Here is a 20,088-nt window from a genome sequence, read left to right on the forward strand (position 1 = left end):
ACAGTTGAATGACTGACGACATCACACAGAAGCATGCCCGGGAGCTCACAGAGGAGCAATGGCAGCGGGTTTTGACCGGCATTGACGCCTATAGCGCCAGACGCGCTGAGCGCATGAAGGCGGAATCCGAAGCAAACATCGAACACCTTTTTGGCAAACCCAACACCAACGATGGAGAACAGAAATGAACATGTTGAATCCCGAAGGCCTCATCAACCAGCTTGACCCCGTCGCCGCATCTACGCGTGCGGAGCTCACCGAGGCACAGGCCCGTTTTGAGCGGGAATATATCAATGCGTGGACCGTCGAAGTCAGCGGCAATCCCCGTGCCCAGCAGAAGTATTTTTCGACGAAGGAACAGATCAAGTCCTTGAACCCGCAACTTGCAATCAAGGCGCTGAACGCAGCTGCTGACATCTTTGCACGCTATGCGACAGCCACGCCCACGGAGCGGCAGCAGGCTGCTTATCGCGGCATTCTCGACATAGACGCCGCGAATCGTGCCCACCAAGAAAAGCTTGAGGCGGAGCAATCCGTGTGGGCCAACATCGCTGCGCAGCAGGCACAATCCTTCAACGCGGCGACCTTTATCGCCGAGGTAACTGGCCGCGGAATCACGCTGACACTTGCTGAAGACGGCTCCGTCGCCGCTGTTCGGGCGTCGCTGCTAACGCCGGCTGATCTGGGGAAGGTTCGGCAGCATAAGGCGGCCATCGTTGCAGAACTTGAGGCTCGAGCCGCCGCTGTTGCTCCAACCGTCATTGCTTGAGGCTTCTGATGAGCACGGGAGACCGGCGATTCATGGGATGGGGAGGCGTCTCGTCCATGGCGCTTTGATGCAGGGCGGTCCGAATTACCGAGAGCTGCGTGAGATCATCCATTTGCTTCGGGAAATCGGCCGCGAGATCAAGAAGGCTTACAAAGAGTTCGTCAATGACCGACAGAACAATTGACGCGCCGACGCCTACGCCGAAGTCGGCACCATCGTGAGCAAATGCCTCGCACGTAGCGCTCGCTCATTGCTGCATTAGAGCACTACTATGGCGAGACCGCCGCCGAAGCCCAGTGTCAGACCAAGCAATGCAGCCTCGACCGATGTATCGGTTGCGCCCAGATTGATGCCCAGGAGAAGGCCAGCTCCAGCGGACAAGACGATAGTGCCTAAAAGCCGTATGTAACGCATGCTCACAGTCTTTACTGAAAATAGTCGCCGGCGATCTTGGCGATCGCGAACGACACGATAAGTTGAGTGGGAGCGCCGCATAATAGGCAGGTGTTGCTACATATCGACTACGAAAACTGAGCGAATTGGTTACAAACGAATGTTATAAGTTAAAGCCTGAGCTTGGGCGTTATGCTCAACTGATCTGAGGGTCGCGGTTACAGGACTTGTGCTGACGAAGGTCCGGATGGCTTATGCTCTGCACCCGACGCGGGCGTCTCATCATGGCGGCTACGCCATGTGTGGACCGCCGGGCATGAACGTAGCTTGCGGTTAATCATGGACAGCGATCTCGTCCGCAACATGAGCCCGGCGGCACAGTGATGCGAGCGGAGTTGGTGGCCGGAACGACACTCAAGATCTAAGGATCGTCGGGCAACCCAGAAATTTTACAGGGGACTAAGGTCTCGGACGATAAGTTTCTGGGAAAATAATGATGCTGTGACTTCGTCGGTGCAGCCTTTAGTCTAGGGGGAGAGGCCATGGGAAGCAGCGGGTCCGGAAGAATTAGCGATTATCCAGGTTCGTCATCACAGGACCAACCTGGCGGTGGGGCCGGTAGCAACGGCGGTCCTCCCGAGGATCGCTGTGCCCGCGCATTTAGCGTGCGCTTAGAGGACGTCGAGCAGTCTGACCACTATCTGGCACGCGGGTCGGCCCCGTCGGTGGGTACGCGATTGGAAGTAGTTCAACGCAAACGGCTTGTTGCTCAGGCCGCGAACGGGGAAAGCGTCGGTAATCTCCCGACGTCGCACAATTACCTTGCCTCATGCCTGAGCGCCGGGTGGAAGTACGTCGGGGCAGTCCAAGGTGTCTCTAATGGTCCGCCGGTAATTTTCATATCGGCTGATTTCGCCGCGACGTCTCCTCCATGAGCACACAGCAATCGGCCCCACTTTTGGTTGGCGAAATCTTCGTCGATTTTACGGTGTCCGAACATGGAGCTGAGAACAAGCTAAGACTTGGTGGCATTACGCATGCCGCGCGCGGCTTTTGGGCGCTCAATGCGCCATTCAGTGCCGCGGTCATTTTGCCAGGTTATTTAGAAGTCTTAGCGCGCAACTATTTCGTCGCCCTCGGTTGCGTCGATTTCTATGTGGTGGGGCGCGTCCACGGCGCGCCGAACGTTACAGTGATTCTTGATGCGACCGAAGTCGCGGACCAAGGATATGACACGCTGCTGCGTGAAGAGAAGACGATTGAGTTATTTTCCGTCGATTTCGACCGCGCGTCATGTAAAGATATCTTAATCTTCCCAGGGAGTTATGATCTCGCGAAAGTTTGCGCAACGCTACCCTCGGATGCGCTACTGCATATAGACGTTGCTTACGACCTTGATGATCCCAAGATCCTTGCGGAGCTTCCCCAGCGTATTCAGACCATCCTAATCTCAACGTCATCACCGTTGTTCAAATCGGTCGCTGGCGAGGGCTTTAGCGGTGTAATTGCGGCGTTCGCTTCGTGCCCTGCTGCGACGCTCATCCTTAAAGAGAATCGCGGTGGCGCGAGAATGGTTGTCGCCGGCAGCACGGCAATAGAAGCATTGCCCGCTCAGCTCGGAACGACGATTAATTCGGTGGGCGTCGGCGACGTGTTCGCGGCCGCGTATGTCGTGCATGTCGACCGCGGGTACGTTGGAGCAGCTTGGCGAGCGACTTACGCTGCGGCCGCATACTCGCAGACAACCTATCCCGATCTTTTCAAGACATATGTTCAGCGCGACCTAAAGTTGAGTCTTGATGACATGAGACAGCTTTGGGGCGTATTTTTACCATGGGAGAAGCGGCGCCAATATCAGATTTACCTCGCCGCACCGGATTTCAGCACCGCCGATCGGCGCGCATTAGACAAAGCAATCGCTTCTCTAAGCTATCATAATTTCCCCGTCCGGCGCCCCGTTCTCGAAAATGGCGAGTTGCCGCCCGAATCGGCCCCATTCGCCCTCCAGCAGACTTATCAGGCGGACTATGAGATGCTGAAGCGATGCTCGTTGGTGTTTGCCGTTCCGACGGGGCGAGATCCAGGGACGCTTGTGGAAATCGGCATTTCGATCGAGGCCGACATCCCAGTCGTAGTCTACGACCCGGCACGCGAAAACGCGAATACAATGGTGATCGCTGGTGCGGCGCACTATTCGGCTGATCTAGATGCCTCGCTTAATGCCGTGTTCGAAATTCTATCGCGAGCCTCGGTTCAATGACGCCCGCGCTACTGCTTTGCTCAGGTGGTCTCGATTCCACAACGCTAGGGTACTGGCTGCGTGAACGTGAGATTGAGATCCTTCCAATCTTTTTCGACTATGGCCAACACTGCGTCGAGAAGGAATGGCAGACGCTTAGACGGGTGCTCCCGAGGAAGGACGTGCTCCCAGCGGAACGGATCGACGTCTCCGCCATCTTTCGTGGGTCGAGATCTCGGCTTATCGTCGAAGCTGATCTGTGGCGCGAGCCAGTCGCTGATGATGATCTATACATACCATACCGCACACTCCTTTTCTTTTCGATGGGAGCGGCATGTGCGCAAACTCGGGGACTAACCGACGTCTACAGTGGTTTCATCAATAGCAATCACGCTAAGGAATTGGACTGTTCGGCGCGATTTCTGAATGGACTTGATGCGCTAGCGGAGAGCGTCGGCCCAGTCCGCTTTCACATGCCCTTTCGCTTTTGGTCGAAGACACAGGTGGTGGCGGAGGCGGTGAGGTTGGGCGTTGCGATTGGTGCTACCTATTCATGTCAATTACTCAGCGACGTTCCTTGCGGAGCATGCCCAAATTGCGTCGAAAGATTAAATGCAATCGAAGCCAACAGAGTAGTCGCTTGACCTCCTCGCCCGGCATCCTAGAGCAACTTGCATTCGCACGCCAAATTGCTGATCACGCTGATCGGCTCGGCGTTCACCGTTGGCCAGTTGCCTCGCGGGCCGTTTCGGATCACCTCGGTGCGGTGCTTGCTGACTCTGTTCTACAAGCTGGCATGAGCTACCGGACAGTGGTGCGAGTGCGCGTCGAACGAATTAAATCACGATTTCCTGACACAGCAACGCTATCTGGCGTTACCGCGCTCATCGACCGTGAAGAGGTCGGCGATTTTCTGCTTTGGAACCACCCCACCAAGTTACTACGGTTCGTGATTCTAGCACAATTCCTGGCTGAACAAGGCATTGAAACAACCACTGATCTCAAACGCGGGCTTGGCGTTAGCGGCATACGAGAGGGTTTGCTTGAATTGCATGGCATCGGTCCGAAGACTTACGACTATCTGTGTTGTCTAGTTGGTGTCGACTGCATCGCAGTCGATCGACACGTCAAGACGTTTGCGAGCGAGGCGGGGGTGTCAGTCAGCGACTACGAACACCTCAAATCGATTGTTTCTTGGGCGGCGGATCTGCTCGGCGTGGCACGCCGGGACTTCGACGCCTGGATCTGGCGGACTATTTCGGCTCGTAGAGCGAGCAATGGTCGTAAGCGCCAAGCTGGACCCATATGGCGGAGCGTCTGACGAGCAGGTATTTATGCGGGAGCTGCAATAAATGCTGGTTTGAACTTCTATGTCTGCGCATAGGTCTAGGGATAGAAGCTTCCATATGATCGAGGTGCTTCCTGATCGTCTTGAGGGAGCACCGTCGCAGCTGCGGCGGCGATGGTCGGACGAGATCAAAGAACAGGCCGTAGCTGCATCTCTGGTGCCTGGAGCGAATGTCTCGGCGATCGCCCGAGGCATCGGCATCAGTCCCGCGCAGCTTTTTGATTGGCGGCGCATGGCCTTACGTAAGGGATCGGCCAGCCTGCCAGCGCCACCGGCGGATGCATCTCTTGAAGTCACGCAGCCCACGCCTTGCGTTATCGAAATTGTTGTCGGCGGCGTTGTCATCCGCGCGGATGCGACGGCCGACGAAACACATTTGCGGCGCGTGATCCGCGCGGTTCGTTCGGCATGATCCCATCGGGCGTCAAAGTGTTTCTGGCAAGTCACCCGATCGATTTTCGCAAGGGCGTAGACGGTTTGCTGTCCCTGGTCCGTGACAGCGGCAGCGATCCATTCGATGGCGCGCTTTACGTCTTCCGTGCAAAAAGGGCCGACAGAATCAAAATTGTATTTTGGGATGGATCCGGCGTTTGTCTTTATGCGAAACGTCTTGAGAAAGCGCAGTTTTGCTGGCCGAAGATCGGGCATAGCCGGATTCAACTCAACCAGGCTCAGTTAATGGCGCTGGTCGATGGGATGGACTGGAAACGCGTTCACGCGGTGGCAGTGAAACGGCCGGAGTTTGCTGGATAAAACGCCTGCGACAGAGTGAATCGGGCGTTTCAATAGGGCGGCAATCGCGGGCAAAATGTGCTCTTATGAGCCCCATGGTAGTGCCTGGCTCCAAGCTCCCCGACGACGTTGATGCGCTCAAGGCCATGGTGTTGGCCATGACTGAAAAAGCGGCTCGCGCGGAAGCTCTTGAAGCCGAAGTTGCCGATCTCAAAGCCTTGAATGCGAGCGCCGACGAACGCATCGCGCGACTGACCTCCATCCTCAAGGCATTGGAACGGGCAAGGTTCGGGCGCCGCTCCGAGAAGCTTGGCTCGAAAGCTCTTGATGACGAACAGAGTGCCTTCGTCTTCGACGAGATTGAAACGGGGATCGGAGCCATCCAGGCCGAACTCGACAAGCGGCCCAGTCCCGATAAGGCCAAACGAGCCGCACGTCCCCGCAAAGGTTTTGCCGCCCATCTCGAGCGGCTCGAAATCGTCATCGAACCGGACACTCTTCCCGAGAATGAAGGCAAACAGAAGATCCTGATCGGCGAAGATGTCTCCGAGCGGCTCGATGTCACGCCGGCCAAGTTCCGCGTCATCGTCACGCGCCGGCCTAAATACGCATTCAAGAATGAGGATGGTGTCATCCAGGCTCCAGCGCCGGCCCATATCATCGAGGGCGGCGTTCCGACGGAAGCTCTCCTGGCGCTTATTGCCGTTTCCAAATATGCCGATGGCCTGCCGCTTTACCGGCAAGAGGCCATCTACACGCGCGACAAGGTGGAACTCAATCGCGCCCTGATGGCCCAATGGATGGGCCGGCTCGGGTTTGAACTTGAGATCCTCTCTGAACACGTCCTCACCCGGATCAAACAGGCGGAAAGAATCTTCGCCGACGAAACGACCTTGCCGACCTTGGCGCCCGGTTCCGGCAGCACAAAGACAGCCTATCTCTGGGCCTATGCGAGAGACGATCGCCCCTTTGGCGGCAGCGGCCCGCCGATGGTTGCCTATCGCTTCGAAGATAGCCGGTCTGGCGATTGTGTCGCCCGTCATCTCGGTGGTTATAGGGGCATTCTGCAGGTCGACGGATATACGGCCTACAATCGCCTCGCGAGGCCAGACCGCGGCAATGACGCCGTCACGCTCGCGGGATGTTGGAGCCATGTCCGGAGACGATTTTACGAACTGCACGTCAATGGCAGCTCCGAGCTTGCCACGGCTACGATTGAACGCATGACCCATCTATGGGAGGTCGAGGAAAACGTCCGGGGCAAAGAGCCAGAAGTGCGCGCTGCGGCCCGGCAAGAAACTGCGGTGGCGATCGTCGCTGATCTGTTCAGGCTTTGGCAAGATGCGCTCCCACGTATCTCCGGCAAGTCTAAGCTCGCCGAGGCGATACGTTACGCCATCTCACGCCGGGCGACGCTCGAACGCTTCCTGAATGATGGCCGCATCGAGATCGACTCCAACATCGTAGAGCGTGCAATCCGGCCGCAAACAATCACACGAAAAAACTCACTCTTCGCCGGCAGCGATGGTGGAGGCCGTACTTGGGCATCCATAGCCACATTGCTGCAAACTGCAAAAATGAACGACATCGATCCTCAGGCCTGGCTCACCCAGACACTCGAGCGCGTCGCAAACGGCTGGCCCAATGCCGAAATCGATGCCCTCATGCCCTGGAAATACGCCGCCTGAACGGCCTCGGCTAAGCGCTTACCAATGGTCAGTTATCTCTCATCTAAAGTTTCACCAGTTCTCGCGCGTTCCCCGTGCCGATCACGAAGAACAGGTGTCCGAAGCTATTCGCCCCGGCCGCCTGCAAAAAGGAGCTATTTCGTGACAGCGCGAGTCACGAAATCATTATCCCGGCGGTTCCGCTTCCGGCCCGAAGCGCGGACAACGCCGCGTCAATTATCCCGCGCTCGGTCGCTACAGAGCCGAGGCGGCGAACAAGCGCGATGACGTCGTCGTCATCCAGCATCGTTTCGCAGGCGGCGAGTGGCTTCGTCGTCGGGGTGTATATTACCTTGTGTTCCCCTGACGGGAGCGTCACTTCGACCTTCTCCCAATAAGTGATTCCAGGCGGCGCGGGTATATATTTCTCCGCCGCCTTCTGTCTCGCTTTGGCCCGCAGCGCTTTTGCGACTGCTGCTGATTGTTTTGAAACAAGCAACTTGCGTCGGCGTCTCTGGCGCTCCGCCGGAGTCATCGCGCGCTTTCCAATCGGAGGTCGTGCCATTATTCGCCCTTCCTCAGCCTCACGCCAGTTCCTCCGCCATTGTCGGAGAGGAATCCACGCCGTCAGGGTCAAGGTATTTTATTTGTGAGCTTCTTCTTGACCACCGTCGTGTGCAACTTCCCATCCGGGCCTGTGAATAGTTTCTTTTTGTACACGACGCGCGACCATTTATCCGGCTCGGGTTTTTTCGGTAGGACGGGGATAAAAGCGAATGCCTCGACCCAGGTTCCGGCGGGCCCCCGACAGACAGCGGCGTTCGGCGGGATTCCAACATCATCGCCGTAGATAGCGCGGGCTATCTCCCTAAGTTCTTTGTCGGTTCTTTCGTCCCCAACATTGAACTCGTCTGGCCTTGTTGTTTTAGCGTAATCAGTCATCACTTCCCCGTCGGTTTCGGCTTGGGCTCTTTAGCCATCTTCTCGAGCGCGTAGTGGACCAGCCGCCGGATGGCTTCCGCTCGCCCAGGTAAGTCCGGCTGCGACCGACGCCATTCGTCCAACGTTGTCAGAAACTCCTGCGAAGCTCGCATCTGGAATTGCTTGTCGTTTATAAGCGGCATCGATTCCCTTGCATCATGTATTGACATGAGATGTCTGGTCCATGTATGTACATGGTGTACAGCAATACCATCAAGGGAGCAACCACAATGCCGAACAGCACAGTTCCGGCAGCCGATACCGGCTTGCCAAATCTCAATCACCAATCGAAAGACCAAAAGCCATCGATGTCCGAATCCGCGGCCCCCGGGCGTCAATGGCCGGATTACATCGACGCCGAGCTTGCCATCGACCGCACCCAATCGTTGATGCTCATCGGGGGGCTCGCTGCACGAAGCCTCGAAACCACTTTCGGCGGCGAGCGGGAGGCGATGGAAGAGCTCTTTACGATGGCGCTCGACCAGATCACGACCGTTAAGACGTGGTTCCACGCCTTCGTGCCCGAAGCCAAACGGGAGGGGCTCTGACCATGACGCATGAAGAAGCAATGGCCAAGGCCAGGGAATTTAGACGAGACCGTCCGACCAACGCCCATCTCCACGAGACCGAGGACGAGCGTAGGCTCTGGGAAGCGGACTATGCCACTCGCCTTCAGTTCGAGGCGGATTTCAACGAGTGGTTGCTACAGCGCACGACCGCCGAGGGGGCTGACGAGGCCGAAGATGACAAACTCTTCGAGCGCGAGGACGAATTGATACAGCTCATCCTAACCGCGCCGGTGCCTTATGAATGGATGATATTTCGTAAGTTTGAGGTCGCCACCTATTGCATCACCAAGCACGGTGAAGCCTCGTGGGCCGAATTGTTTGCATTGCAGGCGCTCGACGCTATCAAGGCTGACATCCTACGTATGGGCCAAACGCGCGAAAGAGAGCTCAGACGGAAGTTCGTGAAGAGGGCTGCGGCATGACCCAGCCGCTTCACCGCACGTTATGGGCGCGTATTCGGATTTGGGTCGCTATGAGCTTATTGGGTCTGGCGGCTCGGATAACCGATGACCTCGAAAGATCGCGTGCTGGAGATAACCAATTTAGGCGGAAAGCTTGACCTTAGAATCGCCAACAAACTCCAAATACTGGAACAGCTTGACTATTCAACTACTGCCAATCAATAGCTATAATCTATCAATACAGCGCGATTTTAATGAACTCTCGATAGGTAAGGGCATTATCGACCGCCGGAACTCTTCACGGAGGTCGAAAGCTGTGGTCTGCTTCCGGCGTCGCGCACCGAGACTATTCCAAGTGCGCGTCCAATCAACCGGGAAACCTCCCGAAATCAAGGGAACTGGACCATGGCCACTACAAAACATCCATCTATAGACCACCACCATCAGGCCGCAGCACACCACGAAACGGCCGCACATCACCACCGGCAGGCGGCGCATCACCACGAGCACGGCCGGGACACCGAGGCCAAAGAGCACGCTGTGTCGGCTCACGAACACAGCACCGCTGCTCACAAGCACACAACCACCGCTCACGAGCATTCAAAGAAATAAATGCCGTAAGAAGCGGGGACTGTTTCTGCGGCTTCCGGATCTGAGCGCCTACGCAGGAATGCGCCTTTCTCGCTGAGCATGTTGAGACCGAGCCCTTTGAGTGGGAACCCCCGCCGGCCAGCGAAGACGCGGCGGGGGCAGCCGGGACAACAAAGCTACCGGATCACGATCGTTGGGCCTCGGTCCAATTGGATTCGTCGAATATGGATCGAGGGGGTGGCGAAACGGCCGGTTCCCGCGCGGGCTGAAGCCTCCCGCGTTTTTGGCCGGGGGACCTGGAGCCCTCGGCCAAAAGGATGCTCGTCGTAACGCGCCACTTCGCGATGGGTTCGGCCCGTGCGGGTCAAGGGTTAGCCCGCGCAGAAAAAAGCCCAGCGCTAAGCCGAGCTATTAGTTGGGGAAACGAGGAAAAAGCCGAAAAGCCGCAACGGCGATTCCCTGCCGAGGCGCATACAGACAGACGCAAGAACCGAGCCATCTTGAAGATGGCAGCGCATTATATCGAAAGGGCGTGCAGCTGGCGGTAATGTTCAGCGAAACAAAATGCGATGCGAGAGGGACGACGCCGGTCACGTTGAGAACCGAGCGCTGAGAAACGCGGCCGAGGTGGCGAGCCTCAAGTCCCCGCGTTTTGGCCCAGATAAGCGCGGATAAACCCGGCCAAGATCGATCACTGAAACAATCAGGTATTATATTTAAAATCGGGAAGGCTCTTTAGCGAGTCTTTGGTAGCGCCGGGCAGGACCATCTTCTTGCCTTGCACTTGCAATGAGCTGAACGGCACGACCACGTACTTAGTGCCGATTCCTAGAAAGCCGCCAACCGATAGCACCGCGAAGGGGACCTTCTCGCTGGGGGTGACGATTAAATCGTCGATCGTTCCTACGTTTTGGTCGGCCTCGTTCACGACGGTGCTGCCAACAACCTTAGAAGTCCTATATCCGGTCGCCAGGGATGCAGGGTCAACTCGCATCAGAGTCACCGTTTGTGGCGCGCCCTGGGAAATGGCCGCAGTGCTAAATGCGGTTGCGGTGAAGGCCGCACTCGCCAGAAGTGTGATCGCGCGTCTCATGTCGTTTCCTTTCATTTGAAGCTCGCGGTCCGCGGAAGTTCGAGAGCCAGCGGTCGCAGTTTCCCAATGAACAGCGGCAGGGCCTTTCGGTTCAATTGAGGGGGGCAAAATAATGAGCGACAAAGAGAAACCATGAAAAATTGGGTATACCGGCCAGTGCGATCGCGCATCTGTAGCTGCCCCGTTCTAGCGGCAGGAGCCGGCGGATGGCGGAGTTGGACGTCGCGCAGTCGATTACTCACGATCGGCCTATTGGTCGTGGCCTTTCGGATCACCCGATGAGCTACCGTGGCCGAGTCTGTTTGGCGAAGGCAGCCCGTCTTGACCCGCGGCGTTTCCGGCGCCTCCGGGCTCTTTGGAGCCAGTAGACGGGTTGGAATCGCCCTTCTGCCCACTTTGACCCATGGTTTGCCCAGTCCGATTTGTGTCATAGCCTTGCGCCAGTGCGATCGGTGAGAACGTAAGCATGGCTGCAGATAGCGTCGCGATCAAATTCATGTTTTCCTCCCAGGTCGCTTGCCCTAACCGCCAACCGCCGGGAACTGTTCGATGATTTGATCTGCGATACGCTCAATTATGAGCACGCCCGAATGGATCGCTTTTTTTTTTGGCCCGCTCCTCGGAGACAAGGCGCTGACCGTGCCGGCAACGACCGATCCAGCAGCAAAAAAGGCCCAGCGCTAAGGCGGGCTTCTTTGCGGTAGCAGGAGCCATTCCGACGGATGAGACGAGTTTCAATCAAGGGCGTTCAGTACCACCGTCCGCGGCCATACCATCCACCGCCACCAACGAGCAAAACGATTAACACGATGATAAGAAGCGTGGTCGTATCCATTTGCTCCTCCATTTGAAGACGCGAGTTGAAGACGCAATCTCGCAAACGTTATCTAGTCGCAGTACCAACACTAGGCCTTCAGGTTCCTGTGAACAAAACGTCTTTGGCCGCCACAAACTTCCGCCTCCAGCAGTACCGTTCCGCAGTCAGTGCTAATACTGTAGTTCGTCACTTTGCCGAAAAGATCACTTCTCGCCGACACTGAAGATTCAGCCTGGTCGAGTGCGTCTTTAAGGGTCAGGAAAGATCTGGCGACTTCGCGCATCCTTAAGCCGCGCCCATAAAGCTGGACCTTAAACATAATAACCTCCAATGCTGAGGAACTAACGACCATGTCATCGTTTAGTTCAACTTCAAGTTGAAGGAACGAAACTCTGGAAGACAAGTTATCCGGTTAATCAACCAAAACTTGGGAGGTTAGCTTGAATAGGAAAATCGTGACATTTGCGGCTGCAGCAACCCTGTTTATGGGTGGTGTGGCCCTTGCTGATTCTATGGGGAAAACAAGTGGCGGATCCCCGGACCCCGCGATGCAAAAAGGCGCGGACACCGATCCAGGCATGACGGGCACGCCGCCAGCCGTAGAAACGCCCGGCGTCGAGGGAAAAAGCGGTTCCCAGAGCGGGGCTAAGCCGTCAGACAAAATGGCTCCAAAGTAGCGATTGTTACTTTCCGCCTCTCGCACCTCGATGGCGTCGTTCGGCCTAGGAGCGCGGGCATGCGTGGGCGGCCCGACAAACTGGAAGCCTTCTTTGTGCCATGGTGCACTGGAGTGTTTGGTGGATCGGCTAAAGGCTCCGCCAAGGGCGTAATAAGAACCAGGCTCGAAAGCCTGGTCCCAAGTCAGAAGAAGTCGGAATCGTGCCCGTCAGGTAGCCCGATCGGAAATTCCTATCTGCCAACTATGACCGCGCGAAGGTCCCCACCAGCGCAGGCATAGCCTCAGTTACAGCCGTCGCCCCCACGGCGGCTCTAGCCCGCAGTAAGCCCTTTACTGCGGCGAAGATGACGTTACCACAATTGTCAATCGTCACGAGTGTCGCGGCTGCACTTGCTCTACCGTCAAAATTTCCGGGATGTTTTACACCTGCCCCTCGACGGCTGTGTCGGCGGGGCCTCGGTAGAAGACCGTTCACGGATTCGTGATTGACAACGAAATATTGGCGCTGTTGCCCCAAACGTTGCCCCGAAAGCCCATCGATCCTAATGACGGGTCGAAATGGCGCGTTAAGCCTTTGATTTGTTTGGTACCGCCACCCCGGCTCGAACGGGGGACCTCTAGATCCACAATCTAGCGCTCTAACCAACTGAGCTATGGCGGCGCATCAACAAGCGCCGGACCCTAAAAGGAACGAAATCCGATTGCAAGGCCTAGCGCGACGCGTCTTTAGGCCTGATCGGTCCTATTTCAAACCATTCTTTTGGCCCAAAGGCAATCATTGCCGCGTGTGATTGAAAAGTTAAGGATAGATTATCAATTTTAACTGAAATCGCTTCTGTCGATGGACCCGCCGCGATAGCGCCGTTAGGATTTGCTTAAGGTTATCAGAAGGAAGCCGTTGGGGCGGCATGACCGACATTTGCATTGAGTCCGGCTTGACCGGACAAGACGTCGCGGATGCGTTGCGCAGCCTGTCGCCAAGGCTCGCCGCCAACACGCCGGTCCTTGCGTTGGAAGGCGGCCGTGCGGCGGAAGCGGAGCGGGCTGTTTTCGCGAGCGGCGCGGTCATGCGTCTCTTTGGCGCCGTTACGCTCGCGGATCTCTCCGAGCAAATCGCGAAGGCCGATGCGCCGGGTCTGAGCCGGCTCAGGGAACTCGCCGCGACTCTGCCGCTCGAGGGACCGGCGCGCCTCGAAAGGCTGCGGTTCCGCTTTGGGTCATCGGCGCGAAGCGTAACTTTTCTTTGCCGGCGGGTGGCGGATGCGCACGGCCGGCCGCTTTTCCTGGCGGCCGCGCTCGACATTCCAAGCGCTCTCGTCGACTCGGAGCCACCCCCGCGCGGTTCTGCTGAGAAAAGCGGCGCCCGTTTGCAGCGCGGACCCCGCGGGGTTGAGGATGTCCGCGTCATGCTTGCGCCGTTCAAAGACGCGGGCGCGCTGCGATTTCTTTGGCGGACGGACGCCGAGCATCGAATCATCAATGTCGGCGCATTGCTGGCGGAGATCGTCGGCGAGGCGGCGGCCGATCTTACGGGTCGGGACCTAGCCGAAGCGGCGGAGCGTCTCGAGGCTGGGCAGGGCGCGCGGCTCGCTCAATCGCTACAGCAAAAGAAGAGCTGGAGCGGAGTTGAAATCGACTGGCCGATCTCCGGCGCCACCGCCGCCGTTCCGATCATCCTTGCCGCTTCGCCGAGTTTTGACGGCGAGCGGCGCTTTTTGGGTTACCGTGGCTTTGGGTTGATCCATCTGGAGCGTCTGCGCTCCGCCGCGCAGCGGATCCCCGCCGAGCGCGTCGCCGCCACCCTATCGGGCGCGACGAGCCTTGAGGCCCGACCGCCGCGATTCGCGTCGAATGCCAATGTCATACCTTTGCGGCCGCTTGCGCCAACTCCGAAGGCCGGGGAGTTTCCGCACGGCGATGATGCGGCTTTAACCGCCGGCGCATTGACCCCGGACGAGCAGAAGGCCTTCCGCGCCATCGCGACGACTCTTGGGGCGGATACAGGTCTTCTGGCAGATGCAGGTCTTGGGGCGGATGCAGGCGTCGGCAACGTCCCGCCATTCGTCAATCAAGCCAGCGTCGCCGATCTCGCCCGAAAGCTTGAGGCGGAATGGCCGTGGACGGCGATGGATGGGGCGCCAGCCGCGCGGCCGGGAGAGATCCTGGCGGATGCCGAGGCGATCTTGGATGCGCTCCCGATTGGCGTACTCGTTTGCCGCGATGAGGCGCCCATCTTCGCCAACCGCTTTCTGCTTGATCTTCTCGGCTGCGTCGATCTTCTCAGCGCCCGCGCCGTCGGGGCCTTGGAGCCCATCATCCATCGCCTGCCGCGTCTTTCGCGCGAAGGCGGGAGCGTCGACGCGCGGGATAGCGTCGGACAAACCGTCTCCTTGCGCATGCGTGCGGAAAGCCTCGACGGGCTTTCCCAGAAGCTTACCCTCGTCTCTCTACAGCCTCGCGCGGAAAGCAACCGAGCGGGTCTCGAAGCGGAGCTGCGCCATTATCAAAATGAGGCGCGCGAACTCAACGCGATCTTGGACACGGCGACGGACGGCGTCGCGGTTCTGGATTCGCAAGGCCGCATCGTGACCCTGAACCGCTCCGGAGAGGCGCTATTTGGCTATGATAAAGCCGAAGTCGCCGGAGAGCCTTTCACCATGCTGATCGCGCCTGAGAGCCGCGAGCGGATGGAAGCTTATCTCGAGGGGCTTAAATCGCATGGGGTCGCCAGTCTGCTGAATGATGGGCGCGAGATCACCGGCCTTGCCCGGCAAGGCGGCGCAATTCCCATCTTCATGACCCTCGGCCGGGTCAGCTCCGGCGTTCATTTCGGATTGGGCTCTGAAACAGACCAGGATCTGCGTTACTGCGCGCTTTTGCGCGACATGACGCATTGGAAAAAGGTCGAGCGCGAACTCGACGACGCGCGGCGACAGGCCGAACGCGCGAATGCTTTGAAATCGGATTTTCTGGCCAAGATCAGCCATGAAATCCGCACGCCGCTGAATGCGATTCTGGGCTTTGCCGAGGTCATCATGGACGAGCGTTTCGGGCCTATCGGCAATGAACGCTATAAGGATTATCTCAAGGACATTCATAGCTCCGGCGCGCTCGTCATGAGTCTCGTCAACGATCTTCTCGACCTCTCTAAAATCGAGGCCGGCAAGATGGAGCTGGAGTTCAAATCGGTCGACGCCAATCGCATCGTGACCGAGTGCGTCTCGATCATGCAGCCTCAGGCGAGCCGCGCGCGTGTCATCATGCGGCTCTCCCTCGCGAACCGGCTGCCGCATATTTCCGCCGACGAACGCTCATTGCGTCAGATCGTCCTGAACCTCCTCTCCAATGCGGTGAAGTTCAATCAGCCGGGCGGTCAGGTGATTGTAGCGACGGCGCTGACCGATGGCGGCCACGCTGTGCTGCGCATTCGCGATACGGGCGTCGGCATGTCAGCGGCCGATATTGAAGTCGCGCTCGAACCGTTTCGGCAGGTTGCGACCTCGCGCGCGGTAGGGGGCACCGGGTTGGGTTTGCCGCTGACGAAGGCTTTGGTCGAGGCCAACCGCGCTTTCTTCTCGATCAAGAGCAAGAAATACGAAGGCACCTTGGTCGAGGTGGCTTTTCCACCGGCTCCGATTTTGACGGAATAACCGCCGAACGCTGGTTTCGGTTTTCTCGGCGAGGTAAAGGAACGGTTGGCGGCAGGGACCGTTACTGTCCCTGCGGCGCATCAGAGGAAGGGATCAGCATGACTGAGAAAGCGAAGTCGAAGGCGAGCGACAAGGCAAAGCAGGAACAGGGCAAAAAAAGCCAAGATGCCGAGCTTGAGCAGGAGCTTGAGGATTCCTTTCCCGCGAGCGATCCGCCATCGGTGACGCAGCCAAGAGCGACGGCGGGCGCGCCGGACCACAAGGGCCGAAAGGCCAAATAGTCTCGCTTCGACCAGACCGGACGCGGGAGAGGGGTCCCCCCCGCGCCGAGACAGATTTGGATGCTGTCAGGTCTCTCCGATTCTTCTAGCTCACTTCAGGAAAACATAAATATCCGCCTCGAGGCTGGCGTCGTCGCTCTCTTTCGTATCCGTGAGATATTCCTCGATGAACAGGTTTTGCGCTTCGAGACCTTTTTCATCGAGATAGGCGGTGATGAGATCGTAGGTCGAATCGATATCGTCATAGGCTCCGCGATGCAGAAATTTGATCGCCTTGCCTGCCGGCGATGCGCCGAGTTTGACGCCATCGGGCAGGTCGCCCTTGCCCTCGGGTTTGTCGCCGATGGGGACCATCGCTTCGAAGTGAAAGCTGGTTTCGTCGGTTGATAGAAACACCACGAAGGGATGTCCTGCCTGCTTCAGCCCGGCGGTCTTGATCGCGGCTTGTACCTTCTCGATGGAGCCGACGATGGACTTGAATCCGTCCGCCCATTCCGCATCGCCGGTCAATAGGGCGACCGGGCGGGCCGGCACGTCCACGGTTTCCACGGTGGCGTCGCTTGGCACGCCAGGCGCCGCTTTCTGCTGGTCGGACTCTGGAATCGAAGATCCAGGGGCGGAATTATCATTGGGAGAGGCCGGAGCGGCCTCCTCGACTGGCGTTGCGGCCGAGGGCGCTTGCGCAAAAGCTGGCATAGCGATGCTCGCCGCCACCAAAAGCAGGCCAAAAGCTAGCGCCCAGTTAGTCAATCTTTTGATTTTGCCGATTCTCATATGCCGCTCCAAATCATCACGTCAGCGTGTACGACCCTTTTTTAGCCTCGCTTGCACGGCTAGATCGGCAAATCCAAGCGGGCTAGCCGGATAAAGAACGCTAAGCTTCGTCAAAGCAATGGTCGTGGCGAATTATTTTTCCTATATGAAAGTAGATCCAGGGAAACATGACGCGCTCAATGAACCCTCTCGCCAACAGACCAGTATCCAAGATGAACGGCCTCGGCAACGAGATCGTGGTTTTAGATCTGCGCGGCGCTGGCCTCAAAGTCAGCGGGCCGGAGGCGCGGGCGATCGCACGCGGCCAGGGTCTGGCTTTTGATCAACTCATGGTGCTAGAGGAGCCGCGCACGGCCGGCGCCGAGGCTTTCATGACCATCTTCAATGCTGACGGCTCACAAGCGGGGGCCTGCGGCAATGGAACGCGCTGCGTCGCTTGGACTCTTATGCGCGGAACCTCGCGCGAAAGGCTCATTCTGGAGACCGCGTCCGCACAGCTCGAATGCCGCCGCACGGGTGAGTGGAGCTTTTCCGTCGATATGGAGACCCCACGCCTCGGTTGGGACGAGATTCCCTTGGCCGCAGCCGTTGCGGATACTCGCGCGATCGATCTGGCGTTCGGTCCGCCTGATGCGCCCATTCTGCAGCAGCCGTCTGTGGTCAGCATGGGCAATCCCCATGCAATATTCTGGGTCGACGATATCGAGGCCTATGATCTCGCAGCTATCGGTCCGGCGCTCGAACATGATCCGATTTTCCCCGACCGCGCCAATATTTCGCTCGCGCATATCGTTTCGCGCGATCACATCGAGCTGAAAGTCTGGGAGCGCGGCGCTGGCCTCACCCGCGCCTGCGGTTCGGCCGCTTGCGCTGCGCTTGTCGCGGCGGCGCGGAAAAATCTCACCGGCCGTCATGCAACCGTGACATTGCCCGGCGGCGATCTCGCGATCGAATGGCGCGCGAGCGACGACATGGTCATCATGACCGGCCCCGTTGAACTTGAATTCGAAACTCGTCTCGACCCGGTTTTGTTCGCGGACATCGCCGCGTAACCGTCCACCCGATGCTCGGGCGCTTTCTGGCGCGGTTTCCCTGGCGCCGCCGTATGTTTGCCTGGCCGCATGATCTGATCTGAAAAGTTGGACCCTTGGGACGAGATCCTGCTTGCCTCAAGCGCAACGTTGGACCGATAAGGCAAGCTGCTTTCGGAGGATCGCTTGCCCAGCCTGATTCGTTTCCTGTTGGTTGTCGCCATTTTAGCCGGCATCGGTTTCGCGGGAATGGTCGCACTGGTGACGTTCGTGAAGCCCGAGCCGCGCGAAATCAGCCAAACGATTCCGCCGGCGCGGCTGAACAAATAGGTGAGTTCATGGCGGCCAAGCACGGCTCCGCGCGTCTGATCGAGAGTTTCCTCGAGATGATCGCCGCCGAGCGGGGCGCGGCGAAAAACACCCTGGAAGCCAACCGCCGCGATCTTTCCGACTATGCCGCCCGTTTAGCCGATGTCGACAAGACGCCGCTGGAGGCGACCAGCGACGACATCCGGGCTTATCTTTCGCATTTGGAAAAGCGCGGCTTGAGAGCGGCCTCGAGCGCCCGCAAACTCTCATCGATGCGCCAGTTCCATCGCTTTCTCGTCGCGGAAGGAAGGCGCGCCGACGATCCCGCCGCCATTCTCGAAGGGCCGCGCCGGGGGCGCCCGCTGCCAAAAATCCTCTCGATCGGCGAAGTCGATCATTTATTGGCGGTCTCGAAGGAGGGTCTCGACGATTCCGCCCGTCCGGGCGGCGAGCGGCTGCGCGCGCTGCGCACCGCCGGTCTGCTCGAACTCCTTTACGCGACGGGACTGCGCGTCTCCGAACTCGTGGCGCTCCCCAAAAGCGTGGCGCGCGGCAAAGAGCCGCTCATCCAGGTTCGCGGCAAGGGAGGCCGCGACCGGCTGGCCCCGATATCGACCGCCGCGCGTCAGGCAATCCTCGCCTATCGCGTCTTTCTCGAACGAAAGCAGCCTGGCGCCGCCGCCGCCCCCTGGTTGTTTCCGGCCGACAGCGAAAGCGGTCATCTGACCCGGCAGGCTTTCGCCCGTGACCTGAAGATTTGCGCGGTGGCGGCCGGCATCGCCTCAGTGCGAATTAGTCCGCATGTGCTGCGCCATGCCTTCGCCAGCCATCTTTTGCAGAATGGCGCCGATCTGCGCGTCGTACAGGAATTGCTGGGCCACGCCGATATTTCAACGACGCAAATCTATACCCACGTGCTCGATGAGAGGATGAAAGCCATGGTGCGCGACCTGCATCCGCTCGGCGACGATGAGGCCTCATCATCGAGGTGATCCGCCGCTACGGAGCCGTCTGGCCGCCGCGGAGCCAGCTGCGCAAAAAGGCTCCGGACCAGCGCGCAATGGCCGCATCGTGCCGGAACCAGCCGCCAAAATGGCGGTGGAACGGACGCGCGCCAGGAAACGGCAGGCGCTCGCTCTTCCGGGCGGACCAGCGGCACATCATGGTGAAAGTAACTTCTGGATGGAATTGGAAGCCGAAGGCGTTCGCGCCGTAACGGATGGCCTGCGCCTCGAAATCCTTGCCCTTTGCGAGAAGGGTGGCCCCGTTCGGCAGGTCGAAGCCCTCGCGATGCCATTGATAGACCCGGGAAGGGAACCGGCAATCGCAGATCTTATGGCCGTGTTCGGTCGGATCGATAGGGTAATAGCCAACCTCGACGCGGCCCTGCGGATGCGGGCGCACGCGGTGGCCAAGATGACGCGCTAGCATTTGCGCGCCGAGGCAAATGCCAAGAAACGGCTTCTCTTCCTTCAGCGGAACCCCGATCCAGTCGATTTCGCGCCGAATCCAATCGTCCTGGTCGTTGGCGCTCATCGAGCCGCCGAAGATGATGGAGCCGACATGGCCATCAAGGGTTTTCGGCAGCGAATCACCTAAGGACGGCCGGCGGATGTCAAGCTCATAGCCGTTAGCGCGCAAAAGCCGACCAAGCCGCCCCGGCGTCGAGTTATGTTGGTGCAGGACGACGAGAACCCTGCCTGATGATTCAACGCTCGTTGGCATCGCTAACTTGTTTGACGTACATCCAACCCAGGCGAAACA

23 protein-coding genes and 1 tRNA gene are annotated in these 20,088 nt (G+C 58.5%); 17 read left to right on the plus strand and 7 right to left on the minus strand.

The window, feature by feature from the left end; genetic code table 11:
- Positions 1-8: 8 nt before the first annotated feature.
- From WDN46_08720 to WDN46_08730, 3 genes are read left to right on the plus strand one after another with little or no spacing between them, the layout of a single operon-like run.
- On the plus strand, positions 9-188 hold the full coding sequence (locus tag WDN46_08720) for a hypothetical protein (GenBank protein MEJ0093507.1): 180 nt from the start codon (positions 9-11) through the stop codon (positions 186-188).
- Positions 185-769 carry a hypothetical protein gene (locus tag WDN46_08725; protein ID MEJ0093508.1) on the plus strand — a complete coding sequence of 195 codons (585 nt, stop codon included), beginning with the start codon at positions 185-187 and terminating at the stop codon, positions 767-769. The genes WDN46_08720 and WDN46_08725 overlap by 4 nt, the downstream gene beginning before the upstream one ends.
- A gap of 37 nt (positions 770-806) precedes the next feature.
- Positions 807-953, plus strand: coding sequence for a hypothetical protein (locus tag WDN46_08730; protein MEJ0093509.1), 147 nt, complete (start codon positions 807-809; stop codon positions 951-953).
- A gap of 74 nt (positions 954-1,027) precedes the next feature.
- Here WDN46_08730 and WDN46_08735 read toward each other — a convergent pair whose 3' ends face one another.
- On the minus strand, positions 1,028-1,189 hold the full coding sequence (locus WDN46_08735; protein ID MEJ0093510.1) for a hypothetical protein: 162 nt from the start codon (positions 1,187-1,189) through the stop codon (positions 1,028-1,030).
- Between the two features lie 904 nt (positions 1,190-2,093).
- On the opposite strand from WDN46_08735, the gene WDN46_08740 reads away from it, so the two are divergent.
- From WDN46_08740 to WDN46_08765, 6 genes are all read left to right on the plus strand, one after another.
- Positions 2,094-3,422 carry a nucleoside 2-deoxyribosyltransferase gene (locus WDN46_08740; protein ID MEJ0093511.1) on the plus strand — a complete coding sequence of 443 codons (1,329 nt, stop codon included), beginning with the start codon at positions 2,094-2,096 and terminating at the stop codon, positions 3,420-3,422.
- Positions 3,419-4,045: a 7-cyano-7-deazaguanine synthase gene (locus tag WDN46_08745; protein ID MEJ0093512.1), complete on the plus strand. Its 627-nt coding sequence runs from the start codon at positions 3,419-3,421 to the stop codon at positions 4,043-4,045. Before WDN46_08740 ends, WDN46_08745 begins: the two co-directional genes overlap by 4 nt.
- A complete protein-coding gene (locus WDN46_08750; protein MEJ0093513.1) occupies positions 4,042-4,722 on the plus strand; it encodes a hypothetical protein in 681 nt (226 codons plus the stop codon). Before WDN46_08745 ends, WDN46_08750 begins: the two co-directional genes overlap by 4 nt.
- An 85-nt stretch (positions 4,723-4,807) precedes the next feature.
- A complete protein-coding gene (locus tag WDN46_08755; GenBank protein MEJ0093514.1) occupies positions 4,808-5,161 on the plus strand; it encodes a transposase in 354 nt (117 codons plus the stop codon).
- Positions 5,158-5,502 (plus strand): IS66 family insertion sequence element accessory protein TnpB, encoded by a 345-nt coding sequence (tnpB, locus tag WDN46_08760; GenBank protein MEJ0093515.1) that lies wholly within the window; start codon positions 5,158-5,160, stop codon positions 5,500-5,502. The genes WDN46_08755 and tnpB overlap by 4 nt, the downstream gene beginning before the upstream one ends.
- Positions 5,503-5,576: 74 nt before the next feature.
- Complete coding sequence (locus WDN46_08765; GenBank protein MEJ0093516.1) at positions 5,577-7,169, plus strand: IS66 family transposase; 1,593 nt, start codon at positions 5,577-5,579, stop codon at positions 7,167-7,169.
- Positions 7,170-7,323: 154 nt separating this feature from the next.
- On the opposite strand, the gene WDN46_08770 is transcribed toward WDN46_08765, so the two are convergent.
- Together WDN46_08770 and WDN46_08775 are read right to left on the minus strand one after the other, a co-directional pair.
- Positions 7,324-7,713 carry a hypothetical protein gene (locus tag WDN46_08770; GenBank protein MEJ0093517.1) on the minus strand — a complete coding sequence of 130 codons (390 nt, stop codon included), beginning with the start codon at positions 7,711-7,713 and terminating at the stop codon, positions 7,324-7,326.
- Between the two features lie 68 nt (positions 7,714-7,781).
- Complete coding sequence (locus WDN46_08775) at positions 7,782-8,090, minus strand: hypothetical protein (GenBank protein ID MEJ0093518.1); 309 nt, start codon at positions 8,088-8,090, stop codon at positions 7,782-7,784.
- Between the two features lie 269 nt (positions 8,091-8,359).
- Here WDN46_08775 and WDN46_08780 point away from each other — a divergent pair, with 269 nt between their 5' ends.
- The gene (locus tag WDN46_08780; GenBank protein ID MEJ0093519.1) at positions 8,360-8,677 is read left to right on the plus strand and encodes a hypothetical protein; all 318 of its coding nucleotides are present in this window, start codon (positions 8,360-8,362) and stop codon (positions 8,675-8,677) included.
- A 2-nt stretch (positions 8,678-8,679) separates the two neighbouring features.
- Positions 8,680-9,120, plus strand: a complete 441-nt coding sequence (locus WDN46_08785) for a hypothetical protein (GenBank protein ID MEJ0093520.1) — start codon at positions 8,680-8,682, stop codon at positions 9,118-9,120.
- Positions 9,121-10,393: 1,273 nt separating this feature from the next.
- Here the strand turns inward: WDN46_08785 and WDN46_08790 are convergent.
- Positions 10,394-10,798, minus strand: a complete 405-nt coding sequence (locus WDN46_08790; protein ID MEJ0093521.1) for a PRC-barrel domain-containing protein — start codon at positions 10,796-10,798, stop codon at positions 10,394-10,396.
- Between the two features lie 1,242 nt (positions 10,799-12,040).
- On the opposite strand from WDN46_08790, the gene WDN46_08795 reads away from it, so the two are divergent.
- Positions 12,041-12,277, plus strand: coding sequence for a hypothetical protein (locus tag WDN46_08795; protein ID MEJ0093522.1), 237 nt, complete (start codon positions 12,041-12,043; stop codon positions 12,275-12,277).
- Positions 12,278-12,863: 586 nt separating this feature from the next.
- On the opposite strand, the gene WDN46_08800 is transcribed toward WDN46_08795, so the two are convergent.
- Positions 12,864-12,940: transfer RNA gene (locus WDN46_08800), tRNA-His, on the minus strand.
- Between the two features lie 247 nt (positions 12,941-13,187).
- Between WDN46_08800 and WDN46_08805 the strand changes: the two genes are divergently transcribed.
- On the plus strand, positions 13,188-15,929 hold the full coding sequence (locus WDN46_08805) for an ATP-binding protein (protein MEJ0093523.1): 2,742 nt from the start codon (positions 13,188-13,190) through the stop codon (positions 15,927-15,929).
- Between the two features lie 98 nt (positions 15,930-16,027).
- Positions 16,028-16,210: a hypothetical protein gene (locus WDN46_08810; GenBank protein ID MEJ0093524.1), complete on the plus strand. Its 183-nt coding sequence runs from the start codon at positions 16,028-16,030 to the stop codon at positions 16,208-16,210.
- 90 nt (positions 16,211-16,300) lie between these two features.
- On the opposite strand, the gene WDN46_08815 is transcribed toward WDN46_08810, so the two are convergent.
- A complete protein-coding gene (locus tag WDN46_08815) occupies positions 16,301-16,984 on the minus strand; it encodes a GyrI-like domain-containing protein (GenBank protein ID MEJ0093525.1) in 684 nt (227 codons plus the stop codon).
- 179 nt (positions 16,985-17,163) lie between these two features.
- Between WDN46_08815 and dapF the strand changes: the two genes are divergently transcribed.
- From dapF to WDN46_08830, 3 genes are all read left to right on the plus strand, one after another.
- The gene (gene dapF / locus WDN46_08820; protein MEJ0093526.1) at positions 17,164-18,036 is read left to right on the plus strand and encodes a diaminopimelate epimerase; all 873 of its coding nucleotides are present in this window, start codon (positions 17,164-17,166) and stop codon (positions 18,034-18,036) included.
- Between the two features lie 165 nt (positions 18,037-18,201).
- Positions 18,202-18,345: a histidine kinase gene (locus WDN46_08825; GenBank protein ID MEJ0093527.1), complete on the plus strand. Its 144-nt coding sequence runs from the start codon at positions 18,202-18,204 to the stop codon at positions 18,343-18,345.
- 8 nt (positions 18,346-18,353) lie between these two features.
- Entirely contained in the window at positions 18,354-19,316 is a 963-nt protein-coding gene (locus tag WDN46_08830) for a site-specific tyrosine recombinase XerD (protein MEJ0093528.1), read from the plus strand.
- A 7-nt stretch (positions 19,317-19,323) separates the two neighbouring features.
- Here WDN46_08830 and WDN46_08835 read toward each other — a convergent pair whose 3' ends face one another.
- Entirely contained in the window at positions 19,324-20,049 is a 726-nt protein-coding gene (locus tag WDN46_08835; protein ID MEJ0093529.1) for a glutamine amidotransferase, read from the minus strand.
- Between the last annotated feature and the right edge of the window lie 39 nt (positions 20,050-20,088).

Source organism: Methylocella sp. (assembly GCA_037200525.1).
GTDB lineage: Bacteria > Pseudomonadota > Alphaproteobacteria > Rhizobiales > Beijerinckiaceae > Methylocapsa.

Coding starts and splice junctions, on each gene's coding strand:
- WDN46_08720 (MEJ0093507.1), top strand. CDS start 9: ATGACTGACGACATCACACAGAAGCATGCCCGGGAGCTCACAGAGGAG.
- WDN46_08725 (MEJ0093508.1), top strand. CDS start 185: ATGAACATGTTGAATCCCGAAGGCCTCATCAACCAGCTTGACCCCGTC.
- WDN46_08730 (MEJ0093509.1), top strand. CDS start 807: ATGGGGAGGCGTCTCGTCCATGGCGCTTTGATGCAGGGCGGTCCGAAT.
- WDN46_08740 (MEJ0093511.1), top strand. CDS start 2,094: ATGAGCACACAGCAATCGGCCCCACTTTTGGTTGGCGAAATCTTCGTC.
- WDN46_08745 (MEJ0093512.1), top strand. CDS start 3,419: ATGACGCCCGCGCTACTGCTTTGCTCAGGTGGTCTCGATTCCACAACG.
- WDN46_08755 (MEJ0093514.1), top strand. CDS start 4,808: ATGATCGAGGTGCTTCCTGATCGTCTTGAGGGAGCACCGTCGCAGCTG.
- tnpB (MEJ0093515.1), top strand. CDS start 5,158: ATGATCCCATCGGGCGTCAAAGTGTTTCTGGCAAGTCACCCGATCGAT.
- WDN46_08765 (MEJ0093516.1), top strand. CDS start 5,577: ATGGTAGTGCCTGGCTCCAAGCTCCCCGACGACGTTGATGCGCTCAAG.
- WDN46_08770 (MEJ0093517.1), bottom strand. CDS start 7,713: ATGGCACGACCTCCGATTGGAAAGCGCGCGATGACTCCGGCGGAGCGC.
- WDN46_08775 (MEJ0093518.1), bottom strand. CDS start 8,090: ATGACTGATTACGCTAAAACAACAAGGCCAGACGAGTTCAATGTTGGG.
- WDN46_08780 (MEJ0093519.1), top strand. CDS start 8,360: ATGCCGAACAGCACAGTTCCGGCAGCCGATACCGGCTTGCCAAATCTC.
- WDN46_08785 (MEJ0093520.1), top strand. CDS start 8,680: ATGACGCATGAAGAAGCAATGGCCAAGGCCAGGGAATTTAGACGAGAC.
- WDN46_08790 (MEJ0093521.1), bottom strand. CDS start 10,798: ATGAAAGGAAACGACATGAGACGCGCGATCACACTTCTGGCGAGTGCG.
- WDN46_08805 (MEJ0093523.1), top strand. CDS start 13,188: ATGACCGACATTTGCATTGAGTCCGGCTTGACCGGACAAGACGTCGCG.
- WDN46_08810 (MEJ0093524.1), top strand. CDS start 16,028: ATGACTGAGAAAGCGAAGTCGAAGGCGAGCGACAAGGCAAAGCAGGAA.
- WDN46_08815 (MEJ0093525.1), bottom strand. CDS start 16,984: ATGAGAATCGGCAAAATCAAAAGATTGACTAACTGGGCGCTAGCTTTT.
- dapF (MEJ0093526.1), top strand. CDS start 17,164: ATGAACCCTCTCGCCAACAGACCAGTATCCAAGATGAACGGCCTCGGC.
- WDN46_08830 (MEJ0093528.1), top strand. CDS start 18,354: ATGGCGGCCAAGCACGGCTCCGCGCGTCTGATCGAGAGTTTCCTCGAG.
- WDN46_08835 (MEJ0093529.1), bottom strand. CDS start 20,049: ATGCCAACGAGCGTTGAATCATCAGGCAGGGTTCTCGTCGTCCTGCAC.